This window comes from Leptospira selangorensis (assembly GCF_004769405.1).
GTDB lineage: Bacteria > Spirochaetota > Leptospiria > Leptospirales > Leptospiraceae > Leptospira_B > Leptospira_B selangorensis.
This window is the reverse complement of sequence record NZ_RQES01000018.1, coordinates 514,742-530,899: the sequence shown is the minus strand read 5'-3', so window position 1 is coordinate 530,899 and position 16,158 is coordinate 514,742. Positions and strand designations below refer to the sequence as shown.

At 42.4% G+C, this 16,158-nt stretch carries 12 protein-coding genes; all 12 read right to left on the bottom strand.

Features of this window, described 5'->3' with window-relative positions; genetic code table 11:
- Window positions 1-8 precede the first annotated feature (8 nt).
- The 12 genes from EHO58_RS19580 to EHO58_RS14865 all read right to left on the bottom strand — a co-directional run bounded on the left by EHO58_RS19580 (window position 9) and on the right by EHO58_RS14865 (window position 16,099).
- Complete coding sequence (locus EHO58_RS19580; RefSeq protein ID WP_167483220.1) at window positions 9-152, bottom strand: hypothetical protein; 144 nt, start codon at window positions 150-152, stop codon at window positions 9-11.
- A gap of 195 nt (window positions 153-347) precedes the next feature.
- Window positions 348-749: a hypothetical protein gene (locus tag EHO58_RS14915; RefSeq protein WP_135680435.1), complete on the bottom strand. Its 402-nt coding sequence runs from the start codon at window positions 747-749 to the stop codon at window positions 348-350.
- A gap of 37 nt (window positions 750-786) precedes the next feature.
- Window positions 787-4,080: an efflux RND transporter permease subunit gene (locus EHO58_RS14910; RefSeq protein ID WP_135680434.1), complete on the bottom strand. Its 3,294-nt coding sequence runs from the start codon at window positions 4,078-4,080 to the stop codon at window positions 787-789.
- A gap of 380 nt (window positions 4,081-4,460) precedes the next feature.
- Complete coding sequence (locus EHO58_RS14905; protein ID WP_135680433.1) at window positions 4,461-7,781, bottom strand: efflux RND transporter permease subunit; 3,321 nt, start codon at window positions 7,779-7,781, stop codon at window positions 4,461-4,463.
- Window positions 7,781-8,515, bottom strand: a complete 735-nt coding sequence (locus tag EHO58_RS14900; protein ID WP_135680432.1) for a hypothetical protein — start codon at window positions 8,513-8,515, stop codon at window positions 7,781-7,783. Before EHO58_RS14900 ends, EHO58_RS14905 begins: the two co-directional genes overlap by 1 nt.
- 5 nt (window positions 8,516-8,520) lie before the next feature.
- A complete protein-coding gene (locus EHO58_RS14895) occupies window positions 8,521-9,516 on the bottom strand; it encodes an efflux RND transporter periplasmic adaptor subunit (RefSeq protein ID WP_135680431.1) in 996 nt (331 codons plus the stop codon).
- Window positions 9,513-10,928: a TolC family protein gene (locus tag EHO58_RS14890; protein ID WP_135680430.1), complete on the bottom strand. Its 1,416-nt coding sequence runs from the start codon at window positions 10,926-10,928 to the stop codon at window positions 9,513-9,515. Before EHO58_RS14890 ends, EHO58_RS14895 begins: the two co-directional genes overlap by 4 nt.
- A gap of 111 nt (window positions 10,929-11,039) precedes the next feature.
- The gene (locus tag EHO58_RS14885) at window positions 11,040-11,396 is read right to left on the bottom strand and encodes a hypothetical protein (RefSeq protein ID WP_244241188.1); all 357 of its coding nucleotides are present in this window, start codon (window positions 11,394-11,396) and stop codon (window positions 11,040-11,042) included.
- A gap of 108 nt (window positions 11,397-11,504) precedes the next feature.
- On the bottom strand, window positions 11,505-11,993 hold the full coding sequence (locus EHO58_RS14880; protein WP_135680429.1) for a hypothetical protein: 489 nt from the start codon (window positions 11,991-11,993) through the stop codon (window positions 11,505-11,507).
- A complete protein-coding gene (secA, locus tag EHO58_RS14875) occupies window positions 11,990-14,710 on the bottom strand; it encodes a preprotein translocase subunit SecA (RefSeq protein WP_135680428.1) in 2,721 nt (906 codons plus the stop codon). The genes EHO58_RS14880 and secA overlap by 4 nt, the downstream gene beginning before the upstream one ends.
- 67 nt (window positions 14,711-14,777) lie before the next feature.
- On the bottom strand, window positions 14,778-15,473 hold the full coding sequence (locus EHO58_RS14870) for a type 1 glutamine amidotransferase (RefSeq protein WP_135680427.1): 696 nt from the start codon (window positions 15,471-15,473) through the stop codon (window positions 14,778-14,780).
- Complete coding sequence (locus EHO58_RS14865) at window positions 15,470-16,099, bottom strand: TlpA family protein disulfide reductase (RefSeq protein ID WP_135680426.1); 630 nt, start codon at window positions 16,097-16,099, stop codon at window positions 15,470-15,472. The genes EHO58_RS14870 and EHO58_RS14865 overlap by 4 nt, the downstream gene beginning before the upstream one ends.
- Between the last annotated feature and the right edge of the window lie 59 nt (window positions 16,100-16,158).

The following is a 16,158-nucleotide window of genomic DNA, read 5'->3' as shown; positions in this document are numbered from 1 at the left end:
TTAACTTCTCAAAAATCCAGATCCGACTGCCCAGACATGGCAACCAATTGCCTTCTAAAGGAATGAGGGAGAATATTCCAACAGGATCTGAATGTCTTTTTCCAAAAGCCGACGTCTGCTTTTTTAAGTTTTGCTTTTAAGTTCTCGCTCATCTTCCAGACCCTCTAAGATTTTTAGAGCGAAAAAATCGTCAAAAAACTTCGTCCTGTTAGTCGTTTCTCGGTTCGGAATTTCAAAAATCTATCCAAGAAATTTTAGATTTCCCAGATAGATTTTTATGATTTTTACGTCGGATAATGAATCGGTTTTGCGACCGGTATGCCTCACCGATCCTTCTTCCTTAACTTTTAAGCTACTAAAACCCCATAGACGATAATCGCAATCCCGACAAGGTTCGCAGTGACACCTATTCCACCGAGGACCTTTCCAAGAGGCGGATTTTCCTTAAATTCATCTTTGATACCTTGGAGCCAGTCCACAGTATCTTTTAAGGCGATAAATCCGGAAGAAACCGCAAATGAAATTGCACCGATTAGAGCGGACGTTTCGGAAAGAGGAGCTAGTTGAAATGCAAATACCAAACCAAGGATCATAGCACCTTGCATCAATGGTCCGATATGGGCAGCCTGCAAATATCTGGAAGGAAACTCAGCCTTCATTCTCGCGAATGCATACGCGAAGCCTGTTAGACTTCCGTATGCTAAATTTAAGACCCCAGTCAGGATCAAAATTTTTTCGGGTAGATTCATTGTCATCACCTGTCTTTATTTAAGACAAGTGCATAACCTAACGTTTCTTTTTAGCGAGAACTTTTTTCTTTACCTTCTTACTTCCGTTCCTATGCGCAGGAGAGGCATCTTCGATATCTTCTTCATCATATAAGGAAACGTACGCTTCCGGATGAAGTTCGAATGTCTCTTCTTCAATCGGATGTTTTCTATCCCCTACTACTACCAGATAGAGAGAAGGAAGAACACTCAATACCAGGAATAATGCGGAGAATAATCCTCCTACAATTACCGTTGCCAATGGTCTCTGGACGTCGGAACCTACTCCCGATGCCAAAGTAGCAGGGATCAATCCGAGTAGAGCAAGTAACATCGTCATCAACATCGGTCGCAATTGGATCACGGCAGCTTGTGTTACGGCTTCTTTAGTCGTTAATGTAGGTTCGTCCATTAGAAGGTGATTTGTCCTAGAAACGAAAAGTACCCCAGACATAGTGGCAATCCCGAATAAAGAGATAAATCCTACCCCACTAGATACGTTAAAATAATACCCTCTGAGTAGAAGTGCATACATTCCTCCCACCAATGAAAGAGGGAGACAGGCCAAAGCCACATAAACATATTTTAGATTTCTATAAAGTAAGAATAATACTCCGAAAATGATGGCAATCGTAACCGGAATAACGATCGCCAATTTTTTACCTACTCGAGCAAGATTCTCGTATTGTCCTCCGTAACGGACCTCGTATCCTTCCGGGAGTTTTATCTTCTGTTGGACTTTTTTACGAAGTTCATTTACGAATCCACCCTGGTCTCTTCCTCTTACGTTTGTTCGAACAGTAATTGTCCTTCTACCTTCCTGGCGGAAAATCATAGTAGGCCCGTCTTCCAAAGTAATTTTCGCTAATTGAGAAAGAGGCACCCTTTCTCCTTTTGGAGAAATGATAGGCATTGCTTCTATAGCTCTTTTGGAAGCCCTATAATCTTTTGAGAATCGAACTACAATCCCGAATCTAGCAGGTGTTTTTGGGGGAATGTCGGAAGGCCCTTCGTATAAAGTACTGATCCTCTGCATTCCGATGGCAGCTTCTACCATTTGTTGTATATCGCTTACATTAATACCATAACGGGCCGCGGCTTCTCGATCGATCCGAACAGTTAACTGAGGGCTATCAGCTTCCTGCTCTATACCGAACTCACTTGCTCCCGGCATATCCTTTACAATATCCAAGATCTCTTCCGCAAGTTTACGCATCACTTTTAAGTCTTGTCCGGAAACGAATACTGCAAGGTCAGCAATGGTTCCCATGATCGCTTCCGATAAGTTATCCATGATAGGCTGAGAAAAACTGATCCTTGCTCCGGGAAGAGTGGCCTCTAGATCATTTTTCATTCTAAGAAGAAGTTCTTGTTTAGTGATCCTTTCCTTCCAGTCATCGTAATCCTTCAAACTTACGAGCACTTCCAAACGGTTCGGAGGAAGTGGATCGGTTCCGTCGTCATTCCTTCCTAACTGAGAAAGTACTACGCTTACCTGTTCGTTCTTATAAATAGTCTCTCGTATCTTAGGCATAAATTTACGAGCTTCCGGTAGAGAGATCCCTACAGGGAAAAATATTCTTAAATTAAAACCGCCCTCGTCCATTTCGGGCAAGAATTCCGTTCCGAGTTTATATCCACCGATCCCTAAAAGTATGACCACGGCAGTGAAGGAATAAATGACGACCCTCTTGGATCTTTCCACTAGATAGTCTATTAACTTTTTATAACGTTCCTCTATCCACGCATACACTGGGTTATGCCACGCGATCGGTCCCGGGTTTTCCGATTCGAAATACTTTCGGAACATATAAGTTATCAATACAGGAACGACCGTCATGGAGAAGATCAAAGCCCCGAAGATCGCAAAAGAGATTGTGAAGGCCATCGGTTTAAAAAGACGTCCTTCGATACGTTCAAAAGAAAAAATAGGCAAATAAGCAAGTATGATGATCAGGATTGAAAATAGAATTTCGGTCCCGACCTCGGAAGCGGATTCTGCAGTCAGCTTAATGATCCCTTTGCTCTTATCTCCCGGAGTAGCATCCCTATATCTTCTCATGATATTTTCTACCATGATCACGGCACCATCCACTACGATCCCGAAGTCGATAGCTCCCAAAGACAATAAACTCGCAGGGATCCCGGTTATATTCATTAGAAGGAATGCGAATAATAATGCGAACGGAATGGTTGCCACTACCACGAGGGATGCTTTTGCACTTCCTATGAAGAAAATTAGCACCAAACTTACAACCATCACTCCTTCTAAAAGGGTTCTTCCGATAGTGCGTAATGTATAATTTACAAGGTCACTTCTGTCATAGGTAGTTCTAAGTTGTACTCCGTCTGGAAGATAATTCTCATTGATCTCTTTTACTTTGGCGCGGATCCTATCTCCCATCTCATTCGGATCACCCCAGCGACGCATAGCCACCAACCCCTGGACCGAGGAATCAATATCCATGATCTGATCGTCTACACGGACCGTATAACCTAAGACTCCACTTGGGATCGGGTGAGAAATTTCTACAGTAGCCAAGTCCCGGATAAATACAGGGACTCCATTCACTGTTTTTACTACGATATTTTCGATATGTTGAGCTTCTCGTATTGCACCTAACGAGCGGATTGGAAATCCTTGCTCACCTTGCAAAAGTAGATTTCCACCCGTATTCAAGTTATTTCCCTGAACAGCTTGGATCACATCACTGATTGTAAGTTTATAACGTACTAATTTATCGGGGGAAGTTACTATATGGAATTGTTTAGGTAAACCTCCGAATGTGACTACATCCGCAATTCCAGGTATAGAAAGCATCTTAGGCATTACAATCCAGTCCTGGATCGTTCTCAATTCCATCGGAGTGTGGTTTCCGGAAGACTCCACAACGTACCTGAAAATTTCTCCCACAGGAGAACTCATAGGTCCTAAAGCAGGTTGGACTTCCTCAGGAATATCAGCATCCGCGACCCTTTCCATGAGTCGCATCCTGGCAAAATAATCGTCGGTCCCGTCTTCAAAAACGAATTGAAATACTACAAGACCATTGATGGTTCTGGAGCGACGGACTGCTACTTTAGGGATGGCATTCAGTACCCTTTCGATCGGAAGAGTAATTCTTTCCTCTACTTCAACAGCGGCTTTACCCGGAAATTTCGCGATCAAGCGAACTTGAGTATCTGCGATATCCGAATAAGCTTCTTTTCGAATATCTGTCCAAGCCCAAACTCCTAAAATCGAAATGAATAAACAAGCGATGATAGTAGGAATCCTGAACTTGAGAACAGATTCTATGAGTTTATCGATCATTACTTAAGTCCTTTGGAATTAAATAAGGACCTATACGAGGCCGGAAAGAAAGAGGATCTTCAAATTAACATGAAAAGGTCAGAGAAAAGTCATACAAACAGTTCGGGCAAGAACTGATTCATAGACTTTCATGCAAAATCTCCCGAAAAGGGGACCTGGATATATTATAGAAGTCGGACTTAAGATTCCCCGGATTATAGGCCTATAGTCTCCGGGTTTAGCAATATCGTTCAAGGCTTGTGGAGCAATCTTTTTTTAATGGAATCTCAATGAAAGCGTACGAGATCCCGCTTCCCGATCTGTCGATCAAAAAGCGGGGAAAATGAATTTATCCTTTGTTAGGCGGAGACTGAAGTTTCCGTTTTACAATAATCGATATTTTACCGTTGGAGTAATCGCTTGGATTTTCGAACCTTCGAGTTTCTAGAAGAAGTTTTACCCTTTTTAGACTTAGGTTCTTCTTCCTCTAAATTCTCGTATAAAGAAACGTATGCTTCCGGATGAAGTTCGAATGTGTCTTTTTTCTGCTCCTGCTTGGATCCTTTCGAACCACCGATCACTAAAATGTACAAACTAGGCATCACAGTTAAGATGAGTAAGAGTGCAGAAGCAAGTCCTCCCACCATTACGGTTGCCAAAGGTCTTTGCACATCCGATCCTACTCCGGTTGCGATCGTTGCAGGGATCAAACCAAGCAATGCCAATAACATTGTCATCAATCTCGGTCTTAACTGCGTGACTGCAGAATGAACGGAAGCTTCCTTTACGCTCATATTCGGATTGTCCCTAAGCATATGATTTGCTTTAGACACGAATAGGATTCCTGCCATGGTAGCAATACCGAATAAGGAAATGAATCCAACTCCGGCTGATACGTTGAAGTAATATCCTCTAGCAAGTAGAGCGTAAATCCCGCCTAACAAGGAAAGAGGAATACAGGATAGGGCAACGATCACAGATTTTAGATCCCTATAGAGCATGAATAAAAGCCCGAAAATGATCCCGATTGTTAATGGGATCACGATAGCTAATTGTTTCCCAACCCTTGCCAAGTTTTCGTATTGGCCCCCATATTTGACTTCGTATCCTTCTGGGATCTGGATCTCTTTATTCACTCTTTCTCTCAGCTCGGAAACAAATCCACCCTGGTCTCTTCCCCTAACGTTCATACGAACCGTAAGTGTACGTTTTCCATCTTGGCGGAAGATCATAGTAGGAGAATCTTCCTGAGTGATATCAGCTACTTGAGAAAGTGGGATCCTTTCTCCTTTAGGAGAAATGATAGGGATATTTGCAATCTCTCTCGCAGATTGTCTATAATCTTTGGCAAAACGGACTGCAATTCCGAATAACGCACGTTCTTTAGGAGGATTATCCATTGGGCCTTCGTAAAGATAACTGATCGGTTCCATACCTACAGCTGCTTCGATCACTTTTTGGATATCTTCTACATTGATTCCGTAACGGGCAGCGACTGCACGTTTGATCCGGATCACGAGTTGAGGAGCAGGAGCTTCCTGTTCTATCCCGTACTCGCTTGCACCCTTCATTTTGGCAACGATCTCCAAAATTTGTTCAGACAAATGCCGCATAACGGTCAAGTCTTGGCCTGAAACGAAAACTGCTAAGTCTGCAATAGTCCCCATGATCGCTTCCGACAAATTATCCATGATAGGTTGAGAGAAACTCACACGAACTCCAGGCAATCCGCTTTCAAGATTGTCTCTCATTCGGATCAGCAATTGTTCCTTTGTGATCCTTTCCTTCCATTGTTTATAGTCTTTCAAACCTACATAAACTTCCAAACGGTTTGGAGGAAGTGGATCCGTTCCGTCATCATTCCTTCCATATTGAGAAAGGATCATATTCACTTGTTCATTCTTATAAATGATCTTTCTGACTTCAGGTACGAATTTTTTGGCCTCGGGTAATGAGATACCTACAGGGAAATACAATCGAAGAGTAAATCCACCTTCGTCCAAAGAAGGTAAGAACTCGGTTCCTAAGGACATGCCGCCGATTACGAGAAGTCCCCCTACAATGCTGAATGCAATGGCGACTACACGTTTAGAACGATCCACTAAGAAGTGTACGATCTTCTCGTATTTTGCTTCCACCCAATGGTAGAATGGATTATGCCATTCGATCGGTTTATTTGTCTGCCCTTCGAAAAATTTGCGGAAGAAGAAAGCCATCAATACCGGAACTACGGTCATCGTAAATAATAACGCACCGAAGATTGCGAAAGACAATGTGAATGCCATCGGCTTGAAGAGTCGCCCTTCTATCCTTTCAAAAGAGAAGATAGGAAGATAAGCCAGAATGATGATCATGATCGCAAATAAGATCTCTGTTCCGACCTCTGTGGCACATTCATACGTAAATCGAATGATCCCCTTTTGTTTATCTTCCGGAGAAGCTTCCTTGTACCGCCTCATGATATTTTCCACCATGACCACGGCGCTATCCACAACGATCCCGAAGTCCACAGCTCCTAAGGAGAGCAAACTCGCGGAGATCCCTGATGCGTTCATCACTGTGAACGAGAATAATAATGCGAAAGGAATGGTAGCAACCACCACCACCGAAGCCCTAAAACTTCCGATAAAGAAGATAACCACAAGGCTTACCACTCCGATCCCTTCGATCAAAGTAGTTCCTACGGTTCTCAGAGTATAATTGACCAAGTCTCCACGATCATAGGTGGGTCTAAGTCGAGTGCCCTCCGGCATATACTTTTCATTGATCTCTTGTATCTTAGCTCTGACCCTTTCTCCGAACGCGTTAGGCTCCACCCAACGTCTCATTGCCACAAGACCTTGGACTGCTGAGTCTACATCGACCAGACCTTCCGTATCATTCTGGACAGTATAACCTAAAACCCCACTCGGAATAGGATGAGAGATTTCCACCGTACCCACGTCCTTGACGTAAACCGGAACTCCATTCACGGTTTTTACTACGATGTCTTCGATATCTTGAGGCGAACGAATGGATCCCAAGGATCGGATCGGGAGAGATTGCTCCCCTTGTAATAGAAAATTACCACCAGTGTTCAGGTTATTATCCTGAATCGCTTCGATCACATCAGCAACTGTGACCTTATATCGGATTAGTTTATCAGGAGAAGTTACTACGTGATATTGTTTAGGTAAACCTCCGAAGGTAACCACATCCGCAATTCCGGTAACCTGAAGTAACTTAGGAATCACAATCCAGTCCTGGATACTTCTAAGCTCCATAGAAGTTTTAGTACCGTCTACGGATTCCACTACATATCGGAATACCTCTCCCACAGGAGAACTCATCGGTGCTAAAGTTGGACTTACTTCTTCCGGAATGACTGCGTCCCTCACTTTTTCCATGAGTCGCATACGTGCGAAATAATCGTCTGTTCCTTCTTCAAAAACGAACTGGAATACTACAAGTCCATTGATCGTCCTAGAACGTCTTACTATCACATTCGGAGTTGAGTGAAGTACCCGCTCAATCGGCATGGTCACCCTTTCTTCTACCTCTAAGGTAGCTTTTCCGGGAAACTTTGCTACAATACGGACCTGCGTATCCGCAATATCAGAATATGCTTCTTTTCTAATATGGATCCAAGACCACACTCCCAAGAGCAATGCCAATATGGATAGCGCAAGAGTGATAAATTTAAAACGTAGCGAGGACTCTATTATTAAATTGATAAACTTCATTAGTAGGACCTAGTATCAAAGAAGTAGCCTAATTGGATGAGAAGTTGAGGATTTTTATAATCTCCGCTTCCTATCCCTCCTCCAACTTGCAGAAAGAAATTTCCTAGAAGGAAATCATAGGTTAGTCCAATATACCTTTGGTTCAACGTAACTTTTTGGGTATCTCTACTTTGGTATTCCAAAACAGCTGCCAAATTCGGATTTTGTTCGGCTATATAAGAACGAATGATCAGATCTTCAAATGTCGGATTTCTGTGTTGATATCCTGGGAAATCGCTGCCTGTTGGATAAGAAGTTTGTCCACCTCTTCCTAACTCCGGGGCAAAAGGGTCCACTTGGAATTGTCCTATTACTACGGAAACACTATGTGCGATGACGGAAGTTTTCCAGAAACTAAATCCTAGGTCCGCCTGCCATCCCCACCAATGAGGTCCCCAATGCCCGCCGGACCCGCGTATTACTATATCCTTATAATAATATCCTAAATTAAAATTGATGCTTCCGGGAGAACCAACACTCGCTCCGTATACGAAAAAGTTCGTAGATTTTGGAAGCGCCTTTTGTGAAAGTTCATCTTTTTCTTCTGCACCAAATTTGCTTTTACGATCTGCATCCGGTGTCCACTCGGGAGAAATTTCTTCGCTCTTATAATCCTTCTTTTTTTCCTCCGAATAAACGGAAGAAACAAAAGAAAATAAGAATATTATAATAATAAAACTTAGTATTCTTTTCATAGAGATTAAAATCCGAAACTAAGTCCTTTTAATAGAATGGCTCCTTCTATAACCACCCTGTCGCCTTTAGTCAGTCCTTCCAGAACGTTAACTCTCTCTCTGGTAGAGATCCCGAGCACAATTTCCCTTCTGAAAAATTCGTGAGGAGTTTCTTCTACGAATACGTAATTTTTTCCCTCTACGGTTACTACGGAATTGAAAGGAATCACCACCGAGTCGCTTCCTGTTTCTTCCGGAAATTTTACGGTTGCGAACATCCCCGGTTTTAATCTATAACCTTCGTTTTTGATCGCGATCCTGACTTTTACAGTTCTTGTATAAGGATCTACGTTATCTCCGAGCGCTTCTGCAGTTCCGTTCCATTCTTGGTTCGGGAAGGAATTGAAGATAACCTTCACTCTTCTTCCTTTTTGCAGACTGGAAAGTTGGGATTCTGGAACGTCGGAAATGATCCATGCAGTTTGACCGGCCGCCTTTTTGATCAAGGCGGGATTCAAACCCACAGCTCTCAGCTTTCCTTCGAACTCTGCGAATTCAGCTTCGTCGTTATTCACTTCGGTCTCAGCTTCTACCAAATCTTTTTCGGTAGCAACCCTATGTTTGAACATGTCTTTGATACGATCCAAATTTTTGCGGGATCTGTTCAGACTGTTCTTCGCATGGACATAACCTACATATAGATCGTTCAATTCAGCGGATTCGAATAATACGATATGCTCCGAATCGGATACGGAAGGAGAAGTAGTTGCGATCAACCTTGCAGGGGCTTCTACATTCACGAATTCGCCCGGTTTGCCGATCTCCGCACTTTTGATAATCTCAAGCCCAGGACTATTTTCCTTAAACTCTATCCTTTCACCTTTATCATGGACGATCGCCTTTTGAGGGCGAGGAGGAGTTTTTTTCCCACCCTTATTCAATGTGAAAGAAACGATGGAAACGGAAATTGCCGCCACCAGAACGATTAATAAAATTCTAAGTTTGTTAGATGATGGAATCATTTCGAGCCCCCTTCCTGAGTACCGGAATCTCCGTTGGATTTATAACTTGGGACGATCAGCCCCGTTCCGACCGAGTAATTTACTCCTTCGATCGCTTCCATTCTGTCCGTTTGGAGGCGTAACATTTCCACGATACTGGATCTGTATGTTTCGAAGAAGTCGGCGAATTCTAAAATGGATATATAACGTTTTTCGTAACTAAGGATCATATCCTCCGCTAAATCTGCGTAATCCTTAGTATAAGTATTTCTGAATTTTCTATAGAGATCGTCTTTTGCTTTCGCAGTAGCCAATGCTACGCTCACATCGTTCTCCACTTCCAAAATCAGGTTTTTTAATTCTTGTTTTCTGACTTGGATGGATTTTTCGGCTGCCTTGATATTACCTTGGTTCCTATCGAAGATCGGAATATTCAACTGAGCGGTAATCCCCCAATAGTTCTGGAAGGCGGTTCCCCCTCTGTTGTACATCGGACCGAATGCAAGATCCGGGATCGCGTTTGCATGTTGCAATTCCAGGTTCGCTTCTTCGTATCTTAAAGCTTGTACTGCTTTTTTCAGGTCGGGTCTGTATTCCCGAGCCTTAGCAAGCATATTATCTAATTTAAATCCTTCGATAGTTGCCTTTTCCACAAAGTCCAGATCCAAGATCGGAACGATTGCGACTGACTGGCTTCTATAAGCATCTTCGTTAAGCAAAACTCTTAGGTCTGCTTCCTTCTCCAGGACCTTAATCCTAAGATCTTCTCTTTCTTTTCTTAAGAAGAATAGAAGTGCCTTTAAACGTAAAACTTCGGACTGAAGGACTGCTCTTCTTTTATAAGCAAGTTCTGCAGAGTTTACGGTCTTATCTAAGGCGATCAGACTTTTATCGTAAAAAGCGATAGCATCTCGGTAATAATGAATAAAGTAGAAGGTCCTACGTAGCTTAGTGATCAACGCTCTTGCAAGATCATAAAACTCTTGCTCGCTCATCTTAGCGCTTAACTCGGCGACACGAACACGTTTGTCTATCTTACCGCCGAGTAAGAATACTTGTTGGATCTGCACTACAGTTTGTCCCGATCTGGTAAAATCGAAATAACGTTGTGTAGGCTCCGCGAAAATACTCTGATCCACGAAAATATTCGGGTTCGCATAGAGACCTGCTTGTTCTATGCCTGCTTTTCTCGCGTCTATATTAAACTTGGAAGCGAGTAAGAGAAGGTTATTCTTCCAAAGAAGTTCTTCTGCCTTTGCAAGTTCCAAACGAACTTGTGTTCTTTCCTGGTCTCCTGAAGCTGCAGCGATCTTAGCTTCAGAATACAAAGGATCTATCCCACCGGAAGCTCCACCCGGACTAGGATCAGGCTGAGAAACGGTCTGATTCGTCGCCCAGACCAAGATTAGAAACGTTAGTATCTTTTTATTCATAGTTGTACGAAGTTATCCCTAAAGATAGCTTTTGCTTATGCAAGACTCCCCTGTGGAACGATGCCAATAGACCTATGGCGCGAAAATCGTTCCGAAGTAATATAAAACCGATTAAGCCAGGCTAGGTGGAGGGAGATTTGTTAGGGAAAAGTGGAGAAGTCGGTCCGATCTGTATGGGCCGCTTATATCTACGAACTTAGAAACGAATGTGGACGGGGTCCAAGGATAGCTGGATAACGCTTCTGCAAGAAAATCAATAAGTCTACTGTCTCTTTCTCTTGCTTGTGTATAAACTAATCCTTCGGAGTCCTTAAGATCCGATTCCAGGGCGGTGGAAATGTTTTTCTTTGTTTGGGATAAAGAAATAGCACGGCTCTCTAAGTCCTTATCCACCCATTCCAAAGTGGATGAAAAGACTACCAGAGCAATCTGTAACAAAATCAGCAGAATGTAAGGTATGCGCCGCACTATTATGCCAAAAGAATATAGGTGTATATTCCGTCAATCCTTACTATATATTACGAAGAAATGGCTGGCATTCCAATAAGTTTTTTGTTAAATTATATAGAAGATGGACTAACGATTAGGCCTAGGTGGAGTATAACCCACATGGACTACTGCACCTCGTTGGAAACGTATTAAGATCTCTCGATCAGGCCTGGACCCTTCTGCAAATTTAGAAACAGGTTTATAATAAAGCCATTCTTCCATTCCAGGAGCCCAGTTATTCACGACCCTTTTTTCGTCCGGTTCCCCTAGTTTGTTTTTTACATATAATTTATTTTGGTATAGAAGCGATTGGATCAGTTCGGAACGGATAAAGATATGAGCAGAAGCTTCCAACTCCGTCTGATTTGCATTTTGTCCCAATAAATTCACATCCGCATCCGGAATGGATTTGAGAACGAACTCTTTACATTTCGCATCATCCGAGAATGTACTCATACATTCGGAATATAATTGCGCAGGACTTTTACCTTCTCTTGCGCCTGTAGTCTCTCCGGAAAGATAAGCACATTGAGAAAAAGTCAATATACAAAGTGGAATTAGGAGCTTACTCTTCATTTTCTTTTTCTGCGGCTGGTTTTCCTTTCAGAAGAACCTCCGCCTCCTGAAGTAACTGGCATCGCTTCAGCCGCAGGATTTTTAGGTTTAGCTCCCTGCAATTCTTGGAAGCCTCCAGTCAATTCCTGACCTACCTTTTTATACTCTTTTTTCTCTTCAGGCAACTGAGTTTTTTCGGTAACTTCTACACGAACCAGGAAGCTAACGATCTCATATTTCATGTTCTCTATTGCTTGGTCGAATAATCTAAAACCTTGTAGTTTATATTCTACGAGAGGATTTTTTTCTCCATAACCTACGGTCCAGATACCTTCTCTCAAATGGTCCATGGAATATAGATGTTCTTTCCAACGATGATCCAGAATATCTAGGAAAATATTTCTTTCCAAAAGTTTCCAAACATCTCCGCCGATACGATCGGCTTTTTCTTGGTAGAAAGTTTGAGCGGCATTATTCAAAGAATCAAAAATAGCTAATTGAGGATTTTTGGATTTTTTAATAGCGTCTTGGTCCACTTTCCAAGGAAGTCCTAGGCCTTCGAACCATTCCTTTAAAGCATCCCATTCCCAACCGTTAGGATTTCCTCCTTCACAGGTGGCGACTACTTGTGCTTCGATCATTTCTTCTAAGAAACTTTTTGCCTGACCGGTTACATCCCCGCCTTCTAGGACCTCGTTTCTCATCTTGTAGATCACAATACGCTGACGATTCATCACATCGTCGTATTCCAAAAGATGTTTACGAATATCGAAGTTATGACCTTCTACCCTTTTTTGGGCTCTAGCAATTGCGTTAGATACCATTGGGTGTTCGATCTCTTGTCCTTCCGGCATCTTAAGTCTTTCCATGATACCTGCAATACGATCAGATCCGAAAATCCTCATTAGATCGTCTTGTAGAGAAAGATAAAATCTACTAGAACCTGGATCTCCTTGGCGACCGGAACGACCTCTGAGCTGGTTATCTATCCTTCTCGCCTCATGTCTTTCCGTTCCTAAAATATGAAGACCACCCGCTTCCAGAACCTCTTCGTGGTTCTTTCTCCAGATCTTAGCGCTGGTCAGGATATCGTTTGCCTTGGATTTTTTAGCCTGAGAATCCAATCTTTGGGAAACGGATTCTGCTCTTTCAAAATCCGCACGGACTACCGCTTCTTTAAATTCGCTGATCACAGGATCTGATTCTTTCCAAGACTCCAGACTTTCTTTAAATAATTGAGCACCGCCTAGAACGATATCAGTTCCCCGTCCCGCCATATTCGTAGCGATGGTAACCGCTGCAGGTTTTCCTGCATTCGCGATGATCTCGGCTTCTTTTTCGTGAAACTTAGCATTCAAAACATTATGCTGGATCCCAGCTTGGCCTAAAAGTCTTGCCAGAACTTCCGATTTTTCGATAGAGATCGTTCCGACGAGAACAGGTTGTTTTTTATCTCTGCAATCCTTGATCTCGTTTAAGATAGCGGTGAACTTTTCTTTTTCAGTTCTATATACTCTATCCGCTGCGTCCTTTCTTTGTACAGGAACGTTAGGAGGAATTACGATCACATCCAGATTATAGATCTTATGGAATTCTTCCGCTTCTGTGTCGGCAGTTCCAGTCATACCGGAAAGTTTTTCATATAATCTGAAATAATTTTGGAAAGTGATACTCGCAAGAGTTTGGGATTCTCTTGCAATCGGAACTCCTTCCTTTGCTTCCAAAGCTTGGTGGAGTCCATCGGAATATCTTCTGCCCGACATCAAACGGCCGGTGAATTCATCTACGATGATCACTTCTCCGTTTTGGACCACATAGTCCACATCTCTTTGGAATATTTTATGAGCTTTTAATGCTTGGTGAACATGATGGACTAGATCCACGTTCTGAGGTGCGTATAAGTTCTCAATTCCTAGGATCTCTTCGACATGAGCCACACCCTTTTCAGTCATGAGAGTGTTTTTGGCCTTCTCATCCTTCTCGTAATCCTCACCTTCGATGAGTCTAGGAATGATCTTATCGATACGAGTATATTTGTCTGTGGATTCGTCGGAAGGACCTGAGATGATGAGCGGGGTTCTTGCCTCGTCGATCAAAATCGAGTCCACCTCGTCCACAATCGCAAAGTAATGTGTTCTTTGCACTTTATGATCAATATGAGAAACCATATTGTCTCTCAGATAATCAAAACCATACTCGTTATTGGTTCCGTAAGTAATATCGGAAGAATAAGCCTTCTTACGATCATCATGCTCCATATCATGTTGGATAATTCCCACGGATAAATCCAGGAAATCATAGATCGGTTTCATCCACAAAGCGTCCCTTCTAGCCAGATAATCGTTCACTGTAACAACATGAACCCCTTTACCTGCGAGCGCATTCAGATAGACTGCAAGTGTAGAAGTAAGAGTTTTACCTTCTCCAGTTTTCATCTCGGAGATATTTCCCCAATGAAGAGAGATACCGCCCATCATCTGCACATCAAAATGGCGCATCCCTAATTTTCTTAAGGCCGCCTCTCTTACCGTAGCGAATGCTTCCGGAAGGATATCATCCAAAGTTTCTCCCGTAGAGAGTCTCTCTTTAAACTTTCTAGTTTGGGAAGAAAGTTCAGAATCGCTTAGAGAGCGCATGGACTCTTCCAAAGAATTGATTTGGACTACAATCGGAGTGAGTCTTTTAAGATCTCTTTCGTATTTACTTCCGAATAGAACCCTGAGTAATTTCTGAATCATGTATGCACCATCAACCGTTTCAATTCAATAGATAATAGTCCCGGAATTCGGGACATTGGATAGAATATTATAAATCCAAAATTCCTTCAAAGAGCGCTCTACCTGCTCTTTCCATCTGAGACCTAAGATCTTCCGTTTCGGGTCCGGGAATCCATCCTGCTTTTTTGATAAACTCAGAATGTACATTCTTCCAAACGCCTAACATATTCTCTGTTACTTCCAGATGACATTGGATACCGAATACCCGATTCTCATATCCAAACATCTGGTTAGAATAAAAACTTCCTTGTAACAGATGATCTGCACCCTTCGGGATCTCGAATACATCCTCATGTAGATGAAATGCAGGAAAAGTAGTCATCCCGCTCAATTTAGAAAATACGGGGTTCGAAGGATTTACCAATTTTACATCGGAGAATCCTACTTCCGGTCCCTTCTCCCCTTCGTATACCTTAGCTCCTAAAACTGTTGCTAAGATTTGAGAACCCAAACAGATCCCGATCACCTTCTTATCTTTCATAGATACTAAGTGAGATGCAAGCTCCAGCCAAGGTTTGAAAAATTTATGCTGATTCGGATCATGAACCGTTTGAGGTCCGCCTAAAAATACTACCAGATCAAACATTTGATGAGCTGCCGGAACGATATGCACTCGTTCGTCGTACGCGTTATGATAAGTAATCCTATAATTCCTAGCTTGCAAAGAATCTAATAGAGTTCCGGGACCTTCGCAATCCTTGAACCGAACGATGAGACATCTCATGATTGGCCGGCCATTCTTTTGAAGAAGATCACTTTCATATTTTTAGGGATTTTATTCGGATCAGATTCTTCGCTGATCGGCCCAATAAAATTATAATATAAGATCAGAGGTTTTGTTTTGAATAGAAGTGTTTCCGGAGTTCCAGTCACGAGTCCTTCAGTACGATCCACTTTGAAAGGAGGTTTCATAATAATGACCGGAAGTTGTATTCCGAATTTTTTAACTTCTTCTTTCATTAGAACTGCAGCTTCTTTCATTTTTTGTTCCGTAGAAAGAGCTTCCGGATTATCAAAAAATATATCCGGGTCCACGATCATGTATAACTTGATTTGTGGAGTTTTTTTCAGTTCTGCATTCAGATAATTTAAAACCGGGATTTCCTTAATACAAGGAAGACAATTCGGTCCGTACACATTCAGTGCAATACGATCAGCTGCAATATCCGATATACGGATATTCTCTCCTTCCAAACTGATGCCTTCAAAATCTTGGACACCTAGATTGGATTGTTCTGATGGAGCACAAACAGTGAGAAGGCTCGAAATTAATAAAAGGATTAGGCGGAAGAAAATCCCCTTGGAATAGGGAAAACTAAGCCTGGAATCGGAGTTGGCCTGAGAATCCATGGGCGTTTACCAAAATCGAAGATTCTCCCCAGAATTCAAGGAATAAACGAAAGATATAA

What these genes read in the sequence shown, in the direction of transcription:
- EHO58_RS19580 (WP_167483220.1), bottom strand. Translation starts at nt 152, where the DNA reads ATGAGCGAGAACTTAAAAGCAAAACTTAAAAAAGCAGACGTCGGCTTT.
- EHO58_RS14915 (WP_135680435.1), bottom strand. Translation starts at nt 749, where the DNA reads ATGAATCTACCCGAAAAAATTTTGATCCTGACTGGGGTCTTAAATTTA.
- EHO58_RS14910 (WP_135680434.1), bottom strand. Translation starts at nt 4,080, where the DNA reads ATGATCGATAAACTCATAGAATCTGTTCTCAAGTTCAGGATTCCTACT.
- EHO58_RS14905 (WP_135680433.1), bottom strand. Translation starts at nt 7,781, where the DNA reads ATGAAGTTTATCAATTTAATAATAGAGTCCTCGCTACGTTTTAAATTT.
- EHO58_RS14900 (WP_135680432.1), bottom strand. Translation starts at nt 8,515, where the DNA reads ATGAAAAGAATACTAAGTTTTATTATTATAATATTCTTATTTTCTTTT.
- EHO58_RS14895 (WP_135680431.1), bottom strand. Translation starts at nt 9,516, where the DNA reads ATGATTCCATCATCTAACAAACTTAGAATTTTATTAATCGTTCTGGTG.
- EHO58_RS14890 (WP_135680430.1), bottom strand. Translation starts at nt 10,928, where the DNA reads ATGAATAAAAAGATACTAACGTTTCTAATCTTGGTCTGGGCGACGAAT.
- EHO58_RS14880 (WP_135680429.1), bottom strand. Translation starts at nt 11,993, where the DNA reads ATGAAGAGTAAGCTCCTAATTCCACTTTGTATATTGACTTTTTCTCAA.
- secA (WP_135680428.1), bottom strand. Translation starts at nt 14,710, where the DNA reads ATGATTCAGAAATTACTCAGGGTTCTATTCGGAAGTAAATACGAAAGA.
- EHO58_RS14870 (WP_135680427.1), bottom strand. Translation starts at nt 15,473, where the DNA reads ATGAGATGTCTCATCGTTCGGTTCAAGGATTGCGAAGGTCCCGGAACT.
- EHO58_RS14865 (WP_135680426.1), bottom strand. Translation starts at nt 16,099, where the DNA reads ATGGATTCTCAGGCCAACTCCGATTCCAGGCTTAGTTTTCCCTATTCC.